The organism is Facklamia sp. P12945, from assembly GCF_050409485.1.
Taxonomy (GTDB): domain Bacteria; phylum Bacillota; class Bacilli; order Lactobacillales; family Aerococcaceae; genus Facklamia.
Genome location: NZ_JBNUPJ010000003.1, coordinates 43,768 through 60,548, shown reverse-complemented (window position 1 = coordinate 60,548; position 16,781 = coordinate 43,768). Strand labels below are relative to the sequence as shown.

The following is a 16,781-nucleotide window of genomic DNA, read 5'->3' as shown; positions in this document are numbered from 1 at the left end:
GATAAGATAGCTCTATTAAATTATAGAATAAAGGATGTTTTATTTGAAAAAATTATTTTTTATCCTTAAAAATGGCTTGAATAATCCACGCTTTTATATCGAGAGCCTCAATGTCAAATGGAAGCAAGTATTAGTCCTTCCTTTAATTATCACCATTTTAATGGCTTTGAATTTTGGAAAAGCCCTTTTTCCAACACTGCGATCCATTCAAACAGATATTAATGAAAGCATTAATTATCTACCTGATTTCCACATTAATGCGGGTGAACTCCAGCTTAATGAAGGCGAGAAAGCTCTATATTATGAATCACGACAATTTCAATTAATTATAGACGATCAGTTGACCAATCTTTCTGAAGGAGAAGGTTTAATTTTAAAGTCAGTAGATAATAGAGACCCTCAATTGACGAGCACCTTCAACTTGTTACTAGTTAAAAACCAAATACTGGTCTATACACCCGAAAATGGTCAGGTTTTTGCCTTTAATCATGATATGGTCACTAATAAAGAAAATCTAGCGGCCGTTTTGACTTATGCTAGTCAATTTAGTTTAACTCAACTCTTCTTTACTATAATAATGACTTGGATAGCCGCGGTCTTCGCTCACTTTTATTTTCTAGTTATTACCTCTTTATTAACCGGTATCTTGAACATGCGTTTAAACTTTCCTTTACCTTTTATGGTGCGAATGAAGTTAGTTATGGTTTGTTCTTTTGTGCCAATCTTAATGATAGAAATCATTAAATTATTATGGTCAGGCTTTTATGTTCCTTTCTATCTCTTTGTGGGCCTAACACTCTTTATTATCTACCATACTTTTAAACAACATACTCTCTTCATGCATCAATTGTTATCTCATATGGATATCAACATTATCAAAGAAGAAGATATTAAAACAGATGAAGACAAAAAGGACTCCTAATTCAGGAGTCCCTTAATTTGTCTTATTTTTTCGTTCTTGTCTAGCTCTCAATTTATTTTTACGTCGGCCAACTGAGCGTTTATGCTCTTTTATTTCTTGCTTCAGTTTATTTTTATAGCCTGGCTTGACTTTAGTCTTCTTAGCGCGATTAATTAATTGTTTTACCTTAGGATCTTGTGTTTTTTCTTGTGTATTTTTGCGAACGGAGCGTCGACTCCGATGATCAACTTCTTTTAACTCACCCTTACTATATTTGACTTCAGTAAATTTAATACCCTTGGCTTCTAAGCTCTCAATAGCCGCTTCATCGTCAGGCCCCATAAAGGTATAGGCTGTGCCGGTTAAGTCATTTCGCGCTGTTCGACCGACACGATGGACAAAGAATTCTAAGTCCTTTGGCAATTCGGTATTAATAACGTGCGAAATACCTGGAATATCAATTCCTCTGGCCGCAAGATCAGAAGCCACCACATATTGAAACTCTAGATTTCGAATTTGTTTCATTAAACGATTTCTTTCTCTTGGTTGCATGCCACCATGAATGGTGGCTATCTTTAAGCCCTTGCTTTTTAAAAATTCACTTAAGTCATCGGCATAATTTCTAGTATTACAAAAAACAATTGCTAAATAGGGCTGACCCATTGTTAATAGATTATAGACCATTTCCTCTCGTTTGATCCCTTTGATATCAATTAAGTAATTTTCCACTTGGTCAGTTAGCACTTGCTTCGGTTTAATCGTAATCTCTTTGGGTCCGGTCATGTATTTATTTAAGAACACTGCTACCTGCTGAGGAATCGTAGCAGAAAAAACCATCATTTGCAGATTCTCTGCCATTCTAGAAGCAATTTCATCGACAATTGATAAAAAACCCAAATCAAAAGTCATATCCGCTTCGTCCACAACCATCGTCTTAGCTGTTTGTACCCATAAAGCATTGGCTTGCATCAGATCAAAAATTCGCCCTGGCGTTCCAATTACTAGATGCGGTTGTTGGTTGGCTAATTTATCTATCTGTCTTTCCTTATCCGTTCCACCTATAAAACGTGAAATTCTGATACTCTCACTTTGATCACCTACTAATTCCGTCGCAAATTCATAAATTTGATTGGCTAATTCACGACTAGGAGCTGTAATAACTGCTTGAACTTTTTGATCGCTAGGATCTAATTGCTCCAATAACGGAATAAGAAAGGCATGTGTTTTTCCTGACCCAGTTTGAGACTTTACAATAAGGCTCTCGCCTTTTAAGGCAAGAGGGATCACTTCTTCTTGCACCGGGGTCAACTTTTTAAATGATATTCTATCCAGTGCTTGCTTAATAAATGCTTTTATATTTAATTCATTAAAATTCATATATTTCTCCTCTATATATTCTTTTGCTTATAATAACGTCATTCGTAAAAAAGTATACCATAAAGCTATCTGATAAAATATGACGGATTCTTAATCTTGAATCCAAGATCTAATTTGATATAATAAAAACTATGTAAAAATGGAGGCATCATAAAGATGAAAGAATATCGCTTAATTATGACTATTTTTGGGGCTAGTGGTGACTTAGCCCACCGTAAATTATACCCTGCCCTTTATCAATTATATAATAAAGGCTTTTTAGCTGACCATTTTGCAATAATTGGGACCGCTAGACGAGCATGGGACGATGAATTCTTTCGTCAAGTGGTTAAAGAAAGTCTTTCACAAGCTAAACAAGCGAATGAGAACATTGAAGATTTTCTCTCGCATTTTTATTATCAAGCTAATGATGTAAAGGAAAGTCGACAGTATAACCAACTTAAAAAGCTATCTCTTTTTCTCTCAGAAAAATATCAAACTCAAGGAAATCAGATTTTTTATATTTCTTTATCTCCTAAGTTATTCCCAGTTATTACCAGTCAATTAAAAAATCAAGGCTTACTCACTGACCAGGGATATAATCGACTAATTATTGAAAAACCTTTTGGATATGATGAAAAAACAGCTGAAGAATTACAGACTCAGTTAACTCAGTCCTTTGATGAAAATCAAATTTATCGAATTGATCATTATCTAGGTAAGAGTATTGTCAATCAAATTCTACCCATTCGGATGAACAACTTTCTCAGCCAATTCCTATGGGATCCAGCCAATATCGACCACATTCAAATCACTTTAGATGAAGAAATTGGAGTCGAAGATCGTGGAGCCTATTATGAAACTAGTGGGGTCAGTCGCGATATGATCCAAAATCATGCCCTGCAATTATTAACCTTGATCACTATGGACCTACCTGCTAATAGGAGTAATGAGGCTTTAAGGCAGAAAAAAATTGATCGATTGAAACAATTGAAACACTATGCTGACTTAGAAGTTTTAAAAAAACATGTGGTACGTGGGCAATACATACAAAGTGAAGACCAAAGTCACGTAGCTTACCGTCAAGAAAAAGACGTTGCCAGTGACTCGACAACCGAAACCTATATGGCTTTAAAAATAGCTATTGAGCAAGATAAATGGGCAAACACCCCCATCTATTTGCGCTCAGGTAAGCATCTTAATAATAAACAGACCGATATTAAAATAATCTATAAGAAGCAAGCTGAAAATGTTCCAGCTAACTATTTACAAATTGAATTAGCTCCTCATGCTGGCATTCGTTTGTGCTTATCCCAGTCTGATTCTACCCATCGTAACGAAATTAAAGAGCTCAATTTATGCTATCATCTTCCACGAGAACTTACCAAGGTTATACCAGGTGACTATGAAAAATTACTTTTTGACTGTATGAACGGCGACCTGAGTAATTTCGCTCACTACCTAGAAGTCAAGTATGCTTGGCAATTTATCGATTCCATTCATGCTCTATGGCAAGAAGAAAAAGATCCCGATTTGGCTTTCTACCCTGCCCAGTCTAACGGACCAGAAGCAGGTGACTATCTGATCGAAAAGGACAATCGCTCATGGTTTAATGAATAACAAAACAAAATAAAGATCCTTTCACTTTAACCTGTACTAGGCACTGCCCCCAAATAGTGAGGCAAACATAAAAACACCTCCGTTGAATTCGTGTGAAATGAATTTAATGGAGGTGTTTGATTAGGGTTAATCACCTAGCTTACTCTGCAGAAACAAAATCGAAATGTATTGAAATGAAAAATGAAGGCCGGACTAATAAACAAATAATAGATGAATGAAACATTAAGAACACATCTCAAGTAAAAACTTGCTGGCCTTGGGATCGTTAAAGTCAAACCTAGCGCTTCAATCAAGCTGGAGGTAAAGAATAGACTTATGGCAAAGGATTAGAAGAACTTAGCGAGATAGATCCACTCAAAATCAAATTAAAACGTCAACAAGCAGCCTAACAAAGGTATTTTTTATTCTGTCCCATTTATGGGGTGCAGTGCCACGTTAAAGGGAAAGAACTTTTTATCGATTAGATTATTAAATGTTTTGATCTTTTAAAAACTGAGCATTAACTTTAATCATTTGATCAATTAGCTCTTTTTTCTCTTCATCATCATAAACATTGGCTCCCGAAGCCATTTCATGACCACCGCCATTAAACTGGATCGCTACTTGATGAATATTTGGGCCTTTTGAGCGAATACGTGCACGATACTCTCCATGTGAGTCTTCTTTTTCAATAAAAATAACCCATGTTAATACTTCTTTTAAACGTCCTGGTAAATTGGTAACCGCATTGGTTCCATCAACCGTCATTCCTCTTTGAATTAAATCTGCTTGTTTCAAGGTCATTGTTGCTACTCCCTTTTCATACAATTCAATTTGATCAATGGCAAATGATTGGAAATTTAATTCATTGAGTGATAACTCATTCATCTTGCGGTTAATTTGAGTATTTTCAGCTTGATGAGCCATCAAATAAGCTACCGCCTCAAAGGTTGCTTGAGTGGTATTTGAATGGAGGAACCGTCCTGTATCACCGACAATGCCCGCATATAGGAATGTAGCAGCTTGTGGTGAAAGGGTCAATTGACCTTGAGAATGCATGATCATTTTAGTAATGAGTTCTGCAGTTGAAGAACTTAGAATTTCAACAATTTCCAAGTCAGCAAAGTGCTCAACTACCAGATGATGATCTATTTTGATTAAAGTATTATTTTGAATGTGATCATTTCCGTCAATCCGTTCAAAAACTGGTGTATCTAAAATAATTACCAAAGCATCTTCATAATCCTGTCTGTCAACATTATCCATACGGCCCAACCACTCAATTCCCTTGCCCATCTTGCCAGCAGCTAGGACAGTCTTATCTGGAAAATTATGTTTGATTGTGGCCTTCAGCCCTAATTGTGAACCAATCGCATCTGGATCTGGATTGATGTGTCGATGAATAATAATACGATCATATTGATCAATTAGACTTATTAACTTTTCGATTAAGCTTTGCTTAACTGTCATTAGTTAGACTCCTTCTGTCTTTTATTTACCATTTGTGAACCAACTGTTGCTTGAGCGACCAGAATATTTTCAACAAAAACTTTCACTTGAGAAATTGCCGAACGTCGATTGTAGTTAGAAATTTCAACTTGAAATTCAATCAAGTTTCCTAATTGAATAAATGTGAAATAATTAAGATTAAGTGATTCAAGAATATTATTATGACCTGTTAAATCCTTTACCTTGATAATTGCAACTTGGGCAATCAACTCACAAAGCCCTCCATAGGATAAAGTCCCCAAAGTATTAACCATCTGGGGTTGGACCTCAAACTGATAATCATAACGATTTTTAAAATCATTACGGTTAACTTCAACCAAGTGTTTTAACAGATCGTGTTCGAAGGTATTAGCTGTTTGTGGTTGCTGTTGAATATTTTGTAAGGCCTTCATAACATCTTGGCGAGAAACGACACCCAAAAGTTGCAAGTTGTCAGCAACAACGGGAATCATTTCAATATCTTCCCAAATCATCTTATATGAAACAGATGCTAAACTCATATGCGGCTTAACAGTAATGACATTTTTACTCATCGCCCGTTCAATTGAAACACTGTTACCTCTTCCCATTAAATCATTAGCAGTTACGACTCCTACTAAACGCTTATTGGTCACCACTGGGAATCTTGATAAACCAGTTTCACTCGATTTCTTCTTAAAATTCTCAATAGTATCTGAAGGCTCCAATGATACCGTTCTTTCAATAGGAGTATAGACTTCTTCAACTGTTACAATTTCTTGCTTAATCATTTGCTCGTTGATTGATTGATTGATTAATGAGGCAACAGTATAAGTATCATAACTAGTCGTAATAATGGGTAGCTCTTCTTGGTTTGCTAGTCTTATAATATCGTGGTCTGTTTTAAAGCCACCTGTTATTAATACAGCGATACCATTCTTTAGGGAGTGTCGGTGAACTTCAGACCGATTACCAACAATAATCAGGGTCTGACTTTCAAAATATCGCTCCATAGCTTGCAAGGTCATCGCTCCAATAATGAATTTGGTCAGGGGTTTATCCAGTCCTTTTTCCCCCCCTAAGACCTCGCCATCAATTAGAGGGATTATATCACCAAAGGTTAAATGGCCGACTGATAAGTGATTTTTCTGTTCAATACGTATAGTCCCTACCCGTTCAATAGTCGAAACAAGTCCCTTTTCTTCAGCATCTTTGATAGCACGATAAGCAGTTCCCTCACTCACTTGCAATTGCTTAGCTATGCCTCTGACAGAAATTTTGTTTCCTATGGGCAAGGATTGAATGTATTGGATAATGCGTTCATGCTTAGTTCCCAAAGAATCACCTCAAAATCTTATTTATTAATAATATATCTTAAAGCCACATCTAAAATCATTTTAATCACAAAACCTACCATAAAACTCATGGTTGCTAAGTCTGTATTGCCTTCTGTTTGTGATTCTGGAATTAATTCTTCCACTTGAACGAAAATCATAGTCTTCAGCATAATGCAAGTGCGAAACAAACTGATCCATTAAGCGTAAGAAGACACCACCAACTAAAAAGCCAACTGCTGCTGGAAACCGTTCAGAAATTTTAAAACCAACACTGGCAAGTTATTCTAAAGCAGGAGCTAAAAGTAACCAGAAAGAAGCTGCCACCTTAATTTCACCTGCTAATCCCTGCATCATGGCTAGTAATTTATTGTCTACTTTCTTTACTAAAAAACAAAAGATGCAGCAAATACAGTACATAAACATGTTCCTATGCCGACTATACCCGACTGAAAGATGGGGTTCAGCTGAAGAAACCCTTCCATTTTATATCCTTCTATTAAATATCTAATTGAATGGGTAAGGGTTCACTTTGAGGGTCTAATAACTTGGATACTGAAATTCCTAATAAACGAATCTCTCTATTTGCCTCACCGTGATCTTCCCACAATTCTATAGCTTTATTCATTAATTGATAACGATCATTAGTTGGATAGGCAAAGCTGTCTTGCCTGGTCACTGTTTCAAAATTACTGTAACGTATCTTAAGAGTGAGCGTTTGACAATATAAATCTTTAGCATTTAGATCTTGCGATATTTTCACTACTAGTTGGCGTACTTTTTCCTTAATAACCTCCTCATCTAAAAGGAAAGTTTGAAAGGTTTGTTCAGTTCCCATCGATTTTCTTTGCCGATTTTGACTGACAGGCACATTGTGAATACCTCGAACCTTAAAATAAAGTGAGTGTCCCATTTTTCCAAATTTAGCAATTAATTCTTCGAGTGAAAACTTTGCTAGGTCTGAGCCAGTTTTAATGTTATGGCTTTCAAAAATACTTAAAGACTTAGCGCCTACCCCATAGAAATCTTTAATTGGGAGCGCATGAAGAAAAGGTATGGCTTCATCCGGAGAAACCAAGGTAATACCATTCGGTTTATGAAAATCTGAAGCCAATTTAGCAATAAATTTATTATAAGAAACTCCTACTGAACAACTTAGATGAATTTCTTCATAAATTTGAGCCTGGATAAGACGAGCGATTTTTAAAGCTGATTCTTCCTTTATATGATTTTTCGATACATCCAAATAGGCTTCATCTAAGGATAGAGGCTCCACTTGGTCAGTGTATTGATAAAAAATTTTGCGAATTTCTTGCGAAACCGAGCGGTAATAAGCCATATTGCCTTTGATAAAAACAGCTTGAGGACAGCGCTTATAAGCTTCCAAAGAAGACATTGCAGAATGAATACCGTATTGACGCGCTATGTAATTACAAGTGGTCACAATCCCTCGTCCATTAGTTAATTTTGGATGTTTAGCAATAACTACAGGTTGATTGCTTAAGGACGGATTATCACGAATTTCAATGGAAGCATAAAAGGCATCCATATCCACATGTAATATTTTGCGACTTGTATCCGGTTTAGGATCATCGAAAGTAAGTAAGCCATATCTCATATTTAGCCTCCTAAAGGCTTCATATCCTAATAATAATACTATAAAGCTAGATAGAATAAGTGAAAAAACATTTATTAATAAGTAATAATTACCTACTAATAAATGTTTCAATTATTCATTTAAGATGCTAAGACTTACACATTAGCATCCGTTTCTAACTTCCCTTCAACAGTGGTTTTATTTTCAGAAGAGTAGACGGTTTCATCATTTGTACCCGCACTCTTAAGAACATTTGCTACCGCACTGATTTCAAAGGTTAAATATATACCTTCACAGTCAATTACAACAAGGCCTTCTTGCTGTTTTACTTCATCTACTATTCCATGCAATCCCCCAATTGTAACTACTCCATCACCTGCTTGCATTGCCTCAATCATTTGGCGCTTTGCATCGGCCGCTTTTTTTTGGGGACGAATCAACATAAAGTAAAATAAAGCGAACATAATAAGCATTGGTAAAAAAGCAAAATAACTATTTCCCATTAAAAATTCCTCCTCTAAATATCTCTTATATTATAACAGTTTTTTAAGACTTTCTCCATTAAAATTCTGGAGCATTTGGTTTGTTATAACCATATTCTTCACGAAAAGCTTGACGAAACTCTAATAAATTATCTTCTCGAATGGCTTGACGAACATCACGCATCAATTGCAATAAGAAATGGGTATTATGTATCGAAGTTAAACGTAACCCAAAGGTTTCTTGACTCTTCATTAAATGGCGAATATAAGCGCGACTATAATTACGACAGGTATAACAGTCACATTTAGGATCAATGGGGCTATAATCACGTGCATATTTAGCGTTTTTCACCACTAATCTTCCTTGCGAAGTCATGCAGCTACCGTTTCGAGCAATGCGAGTAGCTAAGACACAATCAAACATATCCACACCACGAATAGAACCATCAATTAAGGCATCAGGAGAACCAACCCCCATTAAATAGCGTGGTTTGTTTTTAGGAAAAACTGGCATTAAGTAATCTAGGACTTCATTCATTTCCTCTTTAGTCTCGCCCACTGATAAGCCGCCAATGGAATAGCCTGGGAAATCTAAAGCAATCATGTCTTTAGCGTGTTGTAAGCGCAAGTCTTTATAACCTGCCCCTTGGCAAATGCCAAAGAGTGCTTGTTTTTCAGGATTTTGATGTGCTTTTAATCCTCTTTCTGCCCAACGACTAGTTCTAGCAATCGACTTTTTAACGTAATCATAAGGCTGATGATAGTCTGGGCATTCATCAAAGGACATGATAATATCTGATCCCAAAGCATTCTGAATTTGAATGGCTTTCTCAGGAGATAAGAATAATTTTTCTCCTGAAATGTGATTACGAAAATGAACGCCTTCTTCTTCTATATCACGAATCTCACTCAGAGAAAAGACTTGAAACCCTCCTGAATCGGTTAAAATCCCTTGATCCCAGTTCATAAACTTGTGAAGCCCGCCTGCTTGCTCAATAATCTCTTCACCAGGCCTTAACCATAAATGATAGGTATTACTTAATATCACACCCGCTCCCATATCTTTTAACTCTTCAGGTGATAATGATTTGACGGTAGCTAATGTTCCTACCGGCATATACATGGGGGTTTCAAATGAGCCATGTGGAGTATGAAGTATCCCTAATCGAGCTCCCGTATGTTTTTCTTCTTTGATTAATTCATAAGTTATAGCAGCCACTATTTACCTTCCTTTCTATTATTTCAATTCCACTTTAAAAATTAATGGATAATTTTTTCCAGTTAAATAAAATTGATCCGCTTCAATATGAGCAATCCCATTTAAGACATCCATTGTTTCTCTTTGTTCTGCTGTAAGATCCAACTGATCGAGCATAGGAGTCAAATCATATGTTTTAAGTATTTGACCACTTTGGGGATCAATTTTAACAATGCGATTATCATACCAAATATTAGCGTAAATTGCATCATTGGCATATTCCAACTCATTTAACTGATCTAATGGCTCTCCTTCTAAATTCACTTCCACTTGATCAACTAATTTAAAGTTGTCAGGATTATAAGTATAGATAGTTGATGACCCATCAGACAAGTAGAACAGATCTTTTTCCTCATTATAAGCTAATCCCCATCCTTCACCTTTTATTTCATAAGTGTTGACTAGTTCTTTGGTCTTTAAATCCCATTTGAAAACTTTGCCCTCTTTCCAAGTTAACTGCCAAAGTTCATTGTCACGCAAAGAAATCCCTTCTCCAAAGTATTGGTTATCTAATCCAATGGAGCGGTCTAACAAGCCTTTTTCCCAATTAAAATAACCCCAAGCTGATTCTCCGTATAAACCTGTGCCGATTAAGAGTTGGGCCTCTTGATCAAGCTCAAATCCTTGTATAAATAAATTTTCCTTGATAGGGTATGTCTCAATTAAATAGACCCCTCCTAAGCTACCATTAGCTATAACGTTTCTTGTAAAAGTAAGACTAACTAACAATAAAATAGTGAAATTCAATATTTTAAACATCATTCATTCCTCCTATAAAAAAACTTGATAAATCCTTAAGAATATGCTGACTTGAATCTTGATTGAATCTTGGTAAAATAATAACAAACATTGTAACTGAAAGGAAATTGAATATGACTTTTTATCAGTTTGCCGTAGCCATTTTACGCTTTCTCTTTCGTCTTTTTAATGGGAAATCCTATATAATTGGCAAAGAAAACATTCCCGATCCCAATCAATCAACTTTTATTCTAGCAGCCACTCACCGCTCTTTTTGGGATCCATTATACTTGGCCATTGCACTTTATCCACTTGAAATTTCTTTTATGTCAAAAGAATCAATTTTTCATAATTCTTTGTTAGCTAGCATTTTACGAAAGGCACATGTTTTTCCAGTTAATCGAGAAAAACCTAGTCCTAAAACGATCAAAATAGCCGTCAAACAATTAACTGAAAAAAATTTGAATTTAGGTATCTTTCCTTCTGGTAGTCGGTACACAACTGAAATTAAAGGTGGAACTGCTTTCATTCAACGTCTTTCAAAAAAAGACATCATCCCAATTGCTATTCAACCACCTTTAGACTTTAAATCATTCTTTAAGAGACAAGGAGCTAAAATAGCTTTTGGACCTGCCATTAAATATAATCCTGAATTAGATTATAATAAAGATCAACTAGCTAAAATAGACCAGGAATTGGCCAAGGCTTTTGATAATTTGGATCATCAATTAGACCCAAGCTTTAGCTATGTTCCTGCTAAAAAGAAATAATTATTACGCTTTATAAAAAAACTCCTACCCTTGAAGCTGTCGTTAAGCTGCTCTAGGGAGGAGGTTTTTAATCTTAAAAATAATTTATTGTATACTTGATTAAAGAAAACCTAATTTTCTGCGCCTTTTCTGCTCCTTAAGGACAGAAAACAGTAACAAAAATTGTGAAAGCAAAAACATATTTTCAAACAAAGCTATTTCGATTGCATCTTCATAGACTGCATGATTTGCTGAACTTTTTTCTTGGAAGGCTTTTGCCCCATTTGCGCCATCATAGTCGTAATCATGCGCTCATCAATAGGTGGATTTTCTTTAAAATAATTCATCATATACTTCCGAGCAATAAAGAAACCTAACACTGCTCCTGCTACCAATGCTAAAATAACAATTAAAACCCATGAAAATGTTGACATACCATCTCTCCTTTTAAAAATTTAACCGATTAAATACTCTAACCTATTAATCTTTACGATTATGCATTCCTTTAGCTTTTTGAATTCTTTTAACTTTTTCAGGTGTTAAATCATTTCCATCTGAATCGACAATTTTAACTCCCTCAACCTGTCTTACCATGTGCTGTCTGAAGACTTTTAAGTACTCTTGTCTTAATTGATTCTGTTCTTCTTTTTCTGAATCCGTAAGGCCTTTAGTTTTTTGAAGTTTAGCTAACTCATTAATTCTTGCTAGTTTTGAAGATGAAAGCATAGCGATCCTCCTTTGCTACGAACATTTGTTTGATTTATAATTCTACTTCTGCTACAATTAAATTATCCTATAGAAAGAGTGAGTGAAATGATTAAGATAACGACCAAGCAATTAAACGTGCTACAATCTATTTATGAATTACTCAATGAAAATGGTTATCCACCCACTGTTCGCGAAATTGGAGCGCGTGTTGGACTTTCTTCTCCATCCACTGTCCACGGTCATCTTGACCGATTAGAAGAAAGTGGACTGATTGAAAGATCTGCCAGTAAAACAAGGACGATTGAAATAACGGCCTTGGGAATTAAAAAATTGGGCATCAAATCCGATAAAGTACCTTTACTCGGCTATGTTGCCGCAGGTGCTCCGATTCTTGCTGAAGAAGAAGCTATGGAATATTATCCTAAGCCTACCGATCTTCAATATGATTCAAGCGAATTATTTATGCTGATCATTAAAGGTGAATCCATGGTTAATATTGGCATTTTGGATGGCGATATCATCACCGTCCGCAGACAAGCAACTGCCAATAATGGTGAAGTCGTTGTTGCTATGACTGAAGATAATGAAGCAACATGTAAAACTTTTTATAAGAAAAAAGATCATATCGTACTTCGCCCTGAAAATGATACCATGGACGATATTATCTTGCCCGACGTTTCAATTTTAGGCAAAGTAGTTAGTCTTAATCGCTATTTCTAATCAACTCAATTAAAGATTAGCCTAACCAGAGATTAAAACTGGTTAGGCTCTTTTTATTTCTAATAGTGCATTAGTGTGAAATACTTGTGATCTCCCAACTTCTCTTTTCCTTTTAAGTCATCTAACTCAATAAGAAAAGCACACCCTGCGACAATTCCTCCAAGATTTTCCACTAATTGGATAGTTGCTTGAATGGTTCCACCTGTTGCTAATAAATCATCGGTTATTAAGACTCTTTGGCCCGGTTGAATAGCATCTTTGTGGATTTGTAAGACATTTGATCCGTATTCTAAACTATAGTCTACTTCAATTGTTTCTCTAGGAAGTTTACCTTTTTTACGGACAGGGGCAAAGCCCACTCCAAGCGCATAAGCAACTGGGCATCCAATAATAAAACCACGCGCTTCAGGCCCTACGACCATGTCCACCTTTAATTCTCTAGCATAGTCTACTATCTCTTGAGTCGCTGCTTCAAAAGCGGGACCATTTCCCATGAGAGGTGTGATATCACGGAAAATAATACCTTCTTCTGGGTAATTATCAACACGAGCGATATAGTTTGTATAATCCATTTTAAGTCTCCTTATTTATCCAGCTTTTCACTTGATCAAGTGTTTGAAAATTCAATAATTTTTCTGCTTCCATGGCTTCTTGATACTTGCTCATGGCAGGCAACTCCATTAAATCAAGTTTGTTGGCTTGCTTAAGCTGGTTCATGATTACAAGTCCATCTTTTATTGTAACAAAACCCGCCTCAAAAAACACCACAATCATTGTTTTTATTTTTATTAATGGAATTGATAAATAGCTAGAAAGAACTTGTAAATCTTTTAGTTGAAGACTACCTTCTTGCTTAAGCAGTTGGAACAATTTTGCAAAGTCTTGACGCTGGGGCAAGCCTGCTAAATATCTGGATTCTACAACAACACTGGCTAAATAAATTTTTTCCCATCCGTGACTCTTTAAAAGTTTTTTTAGTTTATTAAGATTTTGGGGGGGCTCAATCAACACTAGATTTTCATATTTAAAATTAATGGGTAATGCTTCATAATTAATCAATTGATAGTCGTTTTTCAACTGTTCAGAAAAGAGTGCCGCATTTTTTTTATCTTGAAAACAATAAACCACCTCAGACAGCTGTTTTAATTTTTCAAAATGTGTTTTCCCTCGGTAATCAATCCACAATTGCCCTTCCAAATTAAAATCTTTGACAATTAATTGACATTCTTTTTGTTGTTTCCATTCGTTAATTGACAGTTCTCCAACCATATCCAACTGAATACCCAATTGACAATCTTCAAAGTCATCCGCCATACTAAACGCTATGGCAGCTAGTGAGTTTGCAGTGCCTGATTGATTAAATTTCATTTTAACATGTTGTTTATTCGCCCCAATTACTCTTTTTTCAATCATCTTTAAGTCCTTAAATAAAACAATAGGCTTAGGATTATGCATACCGAAAGGTCCTAATTTTTGAATCTCTTCGATTAATTTTAAATTAATATCTGTCAAACTTAGTCTAGCATCAACCGACAAGGAAGTTTTGGCTAAAATTTGATCTTTGTGTTTATCAGCTAACTGGCTTAATTCAGTCTGAAATTTTTGCCAATTATCTTCTTCAATTGTCATACCAGCCGCTTGGCTATGACCACCAAAATGCTTTAATAGTCCTTTTAGCTGACTAAGATTTTTGAAAAGATTAAAGTTTTCTTTTGATCTAGCTGAACCTTTATACTGATGATTTTTCTTGTCAAAGTTGAAAAGTAGGCATGGGCGCTGGTATTTATCACAAATGCGACTAGCTACAATTCCTAAAACTCCGGGATGCCAATTTGGAGAAGTCTGGCAAATAATTCGAGGCAACTCCTTTAAAACATCTAATTTTGATGTAACTTCTTGATAAATTTGAGTGACTAATTGCTGTCTTTTATAATTTTCCTGTTCAATAAACTCAAGCCACTGACTAGCCTCTTGCTCGGTAAAAGCTGCCAACCAATCGAATCCCGGTCGAGGATCTCCCAACCGTCCCACAGCATTGAGTCGAGGACCAATAATAAAACCAATCGTTTCGGCAGATATATCATCTTTTGACTGTAATTGTTGGTTTAATAGAAGCTGTAGTCCGGGCCGCTGAGTAACTTCTAACTGATGGATTCCTCCAATAACAATTGTTCGATTTTCATCTAAGAGAGAGACCATATCAGCAACCGTACCAATAGCTGCTAAATCTAACATTTCTATTGGTATTTCACCAAGGATGGCTGTTGCTACTTTAAATGCGACACCTGCTCCAGATAAATCTCCAAAAGGATAACTTCCCTGAGGGTGACGAGGATGTATGATGGCATATGCAGCTGGCAGCGTTTCCTGTAACTCGTGATGGTCAGTTACAATAACGTCGACCTTCTTTTCTTGAGCAAATTCAATTGCTTCATGACCTGCCACTCCATTATCAACCGTGATGATTAATTGAACCCCTTCTTCAATAAACTCTTGATAACGATCGATATTGGGACCGTAGCCATCTTTAAAACGATTGGGTAGATAGACTCGACTGTCAGCTCCTAAAGCATCTAAAGCCTCTTTTAAAATTAAAGAAGAAGTGATTCCATCTGCATCATAATCACCATAAATCAAAATTTTTTCTCCCTTTTCAATGGCTAAATGGATGCGTTTTACTGCTATATCCATTTGATATAAGGCAAAGGGGTCATGATATAAAGTTGGCTCTTGTTCGGTGGCTTTTTTTATTGCCGATAGATCATGAAGACCACGATTAAAACAGATTGCTAAAAAAGCGGGCGAATAGTCTTCTCCCGCTATTAATAATTTTTGATAGTTTTGATTTCCATTTAAATTTTCTGGCAATTGCCATTGGTATTTAGACAACATCGTTATTCTCCTTACACATCATAAACTCATTAATTAAGTGGGATTTCATATTCATCAAAGTCATTAACAAGATGACTGTTAGGAAAAATAGAACAAGCTTCTTTTTCAAGTTGCTTGAGAGCCTTGCCTAAGTAGCGAGCTGAAATATGATTGAGATAAAGAGCCTCTACTTGACTATCTTTAGCCACTTGGGCTGCTTGATGACTGGTCGAATGGTAATAAGCTCTTGCCATTTTTTCTTCCGCTGCTTCATGAGTAGCCTCATGGACTAAAGCATTCGCTTTTCTGGCTAAGACTTTAGAATTCTGACAATAACGGGTATCCCCCAAAATGGTAACGATTCTACCAGGTCGATCCGGAGCAAGAAAATTCTGGCCATCTATCCATCTGCCATCTTCTAATTGAACACGTTCTCCGCGTTTGAGTTGACCATAAATTGGACCATTAGGTATCTCAAATTTTTTCAACTCTTCAACTAAAAGTTGACCAGGTAAATCTGGTTCTTCTACTCGGTAGCCAAAAGAAAGAATCCCATGTTCTAAAGGTAAATAATTAACCTTCCAGCCATTATCAAAGATTAACTCGCCACCTCGGTCTACCAACTCTGTTATTTTTAAACTGTATGCAAGTTTGGATTTTGAATATTTTAAGGAAATCTTAATAAAATCTTTTATCCCCTTAGGTCCATAAACTTCTAAACAGTCTTCTCCACCTTGAAAAGATCTTGAACTTAGAAGTCCTGGCAAGCCAAAAATATGGTCTCCATGAAGATGAGTAATAAAAATTTTAGTTATTTTTCTAGGTCGAATGGTTGTTTCCAAGATTTGATGCTGGGTTGCTTCTCCACAATCAAATAACCAGATTTCATTCAACTCATCTAATAACTTTAAAGCCAGCGAAGAAACATTTCTTTGTCTGGATGGAATCCCAGCACCTGTGCCTAAAAAATGTAATTTCATATTTCCATCAACCTCTTTCTA

17 protein-coding genes and 1 pseudogene are annotated in these 16,781 nt (G+C 35.9%); 4 read left to right on the top strand and 14 right to left on the bottom strand.

What is annotated here, in order from left to right; genetic code table 11:
* The first annotated feature begins 43 nt into the window (after positions 1-43).
* Positions 44-922: a DUF1189 family protein gene (locus ACQV2X_RS01675; protein ID WP_428873792.1), complete on the top strand. Its 879-nt coding sequence runs from the start codon at positions 44-46 to the stop codon at positions 920-922.
* A gap of 12 nt (positions 923-934) precedes the next feature.
* On the opposite strand, the gene ACQV2X_RS01670 is transcribed toward ACQV2X_RS01675, so the two are convergent.
* On the bottom strand, positions 935-2,278 hold the full coding sequence (locus ACQV2X_RS01670; RefSeq protein ID WP_428873793.1) for a DEAD/DEAH box helicase: 1,344 nt from the start codon (positions 2,276-2,278) through the stop codon (positions 935-937).
* 156 nt (positions 2,279-2,434) lie between these two features.
* Here ACQV2X_RS01670 and zwf point away from each other — a divergent pair, with 156 nt between their 5' ends.
* The gene (gene zwf, locus ACQV2X_RS01665) at positions 2,435-3,877 is read left to right on the top strand and encodes a glucose-6-phosphate dehydrogenase (RefSeq protein ID WP_428873794.1); all 1,443 of its coding nucleotides are present in this window, start codon (positions 2,435-2,437) and stop codon (positions 3,875-3,877) included.
* A 468-nt stretch (positions 3,878-4,345) separates the two neighbouring features.
* Here zwf and ACQV2X_RS01660 read toward each other — a convergent pair whose 3' ends face one another.
* The 8 genes and pseudogenes from ACQV2X_RS01660 to ACQV2X_RS01625 form a co-directional block, all read right to left on the bottom strand.
* Positions 4,346-5,326, bottom strand: a complete 981-nt coding sequence (locus ACQV2X_RS01660; protein WP_428873795.1) for a DHH family phosphoesterase — start codon at positions 5,324-5,326, stop codon at positions 4,346-4,348.
* Positions 5,326-6,660: a DRTGG domain-containing protein gene (locus tag ACQV2X_RS01655; RefSeq protein WP_428873796.1), complete on the bottom strand. Its 1,335-nt coding sequence runs from the start codon at positions 6,658-6,660 to the stop codon at positions 5,326-5,328. The genes ACQV2X_RS01660 and ACQV2X_RS01655 overlap by 1 nt, the downstream gene beginning before the upstream one ends.
* A 17-nt stretch (positions 6,661-6,677) precedes the next feature.
* Positions 6,678-6,818: pseudogene (locus ACQV2X_RS01650) on the bottom strand (hypothetical protein); the annotation flags it as partial.
* A 121-nt stretch (positions 6,819-6,939) separates the two neighbouring features.
* A complete protein-coding gene (locus tag ACQV2X_RS01645) occupies positions 6,940-7,077 on the bottom strand; it encodes a hypothetical protein (protein ID WP_428873797.1) in 138 nt (45 codons plus the stop codon).
* A 79-nt stretch (positions 7,078-7,156) separates the two neighbouring features.
* Positions 7,157-8,275 (bottom strand): DNA polymerase IV, encoded by a 1,119-nt coding sequence (dinB, locus tag ACQV2X_RS01640; protein ID WP_428873798.1) that lies wholly within the window; start codon positions 8,273-8,275, stop codon positions 7,157-7,159.
* A 134-nt stretch (positions 8,276-8,409) separates the two neighbouring features.
* Positions 8,410-8,757: a preprotein translocase subunit YajC gene (gene yajC, locus ACQV2X_RS01635; protein ID WP_428873799.1), complete on the bottom strand. Its 348-nt coding sequence runs from the start codon at positions 8,755-8,757 to the stop codon at positions 8,410-8,412.
* A gap of 58 nt (positions 8,758-8,815) precedes the next feature.
* Positions 8,816-9,955, bottom strand: coding sequence for a tRNA guanosine(34) transglycosylase Tgt (tgt, locus tag ACQV2X_RS01630; RefSeq protein WP_428873800.1), 1,140 nt, complete (start codon positions 9,953-9,955; stop codon positions 8,816-8,818).
* 18 nt (positions 9,956-9,973) lie between these two features.
* A complete protein-coding gene (locus tag ACQV2X_RS01625; protein WP_428873801.1) occupies positions 9,974-10,756 on the bottom strand; it encodes a glutaminyl-peptide cyclotransferase in 783 nt (260 codons plus the stop codon).
* 110 nt (positions 10,757-10,866) lie between these two features.
* Here ACQV2X_RS01625 and ACQV2X_RS01620 point away from each other — a divergent pair, with 110 nt between their 5' ends.
* Positions 10,867-11,502 (top strand): lysophospholipid acyltransferase family protein, encoded by a 636-nt coding sequence (locus ACQV2X_RS01620; protein WP_428873802.1) that lies wholly within the window; start codon positions 10,867-10,869, stop codon positions 11,500-11,502.
* 194 nt (positions 11,503-11,696) lie between these two features.
* On the opposite strand, the gene ACQV2X_RS01615 is transcribed toward ACQV2X_RS01620, so the two are convergent.
* Complete coding sequence (locus tag ACQV2X_RS01615) at positions 11,697-11,915, bottom strand: YneF family protein (RefSeq protein WP_428873803.1); 219 nt, start codon at positions 11,913-11,915, stop codon at positions 11,697-11,699.
* A gap of 46 nt (positions 11,916-11,961) precedes the next feature.
* A complete protein-coding gene (locus ACQV2X_RS01610) occupies positions 11,962-12,207 on the bottom strand; it encodes a DUF896 domain-containing protein (RefSeq protein WP_428873804.1) in 246 nt (81 codons plus the stop codon).
* Between the two features lie 87 nt (positions 12,208-12,294).
* Here ACQV2X_RS01610 and lexA point away from each other — a divergent pair, with 87 nt between their 5' ends.
* Positions 12,295-12,909 carry a transcriptional repressor LexA gene (gene lexA, locus ACQV2X_RS01605; protein WP_428873805.1) on the top strand — a complete coding sequence of 205 codons (615 nt, stop codon included), beginning with the start codon at positions 12,295-12,297 and terminating at the stop codon, positions 12,907-12,909.
* A gap of 59 nt (positions 12,910-12,968) precedes the next feature.
* On the opposite strand, the gene ACQV2X_RS01600 is transcribed toward lexA, so the two are convergent.
* From ACQV2X_RS01600 to rnz, 3 genes are read right to left on the bottom strand one after another with little or no spacing between them, the layout of a single operon-like run.
* Positions 12,969-13,481, bottom strand: coding sequence for an adenine phosphoribosyltransferase (locus ACQV2X_RS01600; RefSeq protein ID WP_428873806.1), 513 nt, complete (start codon positions 13,479-13,481; stop codon positions 12,969-12,971).
* A 1-nt stretch (position 13,482) separates the two neighbouring features.
* Entirely contained in the window at positions 13,483-15,801 is a 2,319-nt protein-coding gene (gene recJ, locus ACQV2X_RS01595; RefSeq protein ID WP_428873807.1) for a single-stranded-DNA-specific exonuclease RecJ, read from the bottom strand.
* A gap of 29 nt (positions 15,802-15,830) precedes the next feature.
* Complete coding sequence (rnz, locus tag ACQV2X_RS01590; RefSeq protein ID WP_428873808.1) at positions 15,831-16,760, bottom strand: ribonuclease Z; 930 nt, start codon at positions 16,758-16,760, stop codon at positions 15,831-15,833.
* Positions 16,761-16,781: the final 21 nt, after the last annotated feature.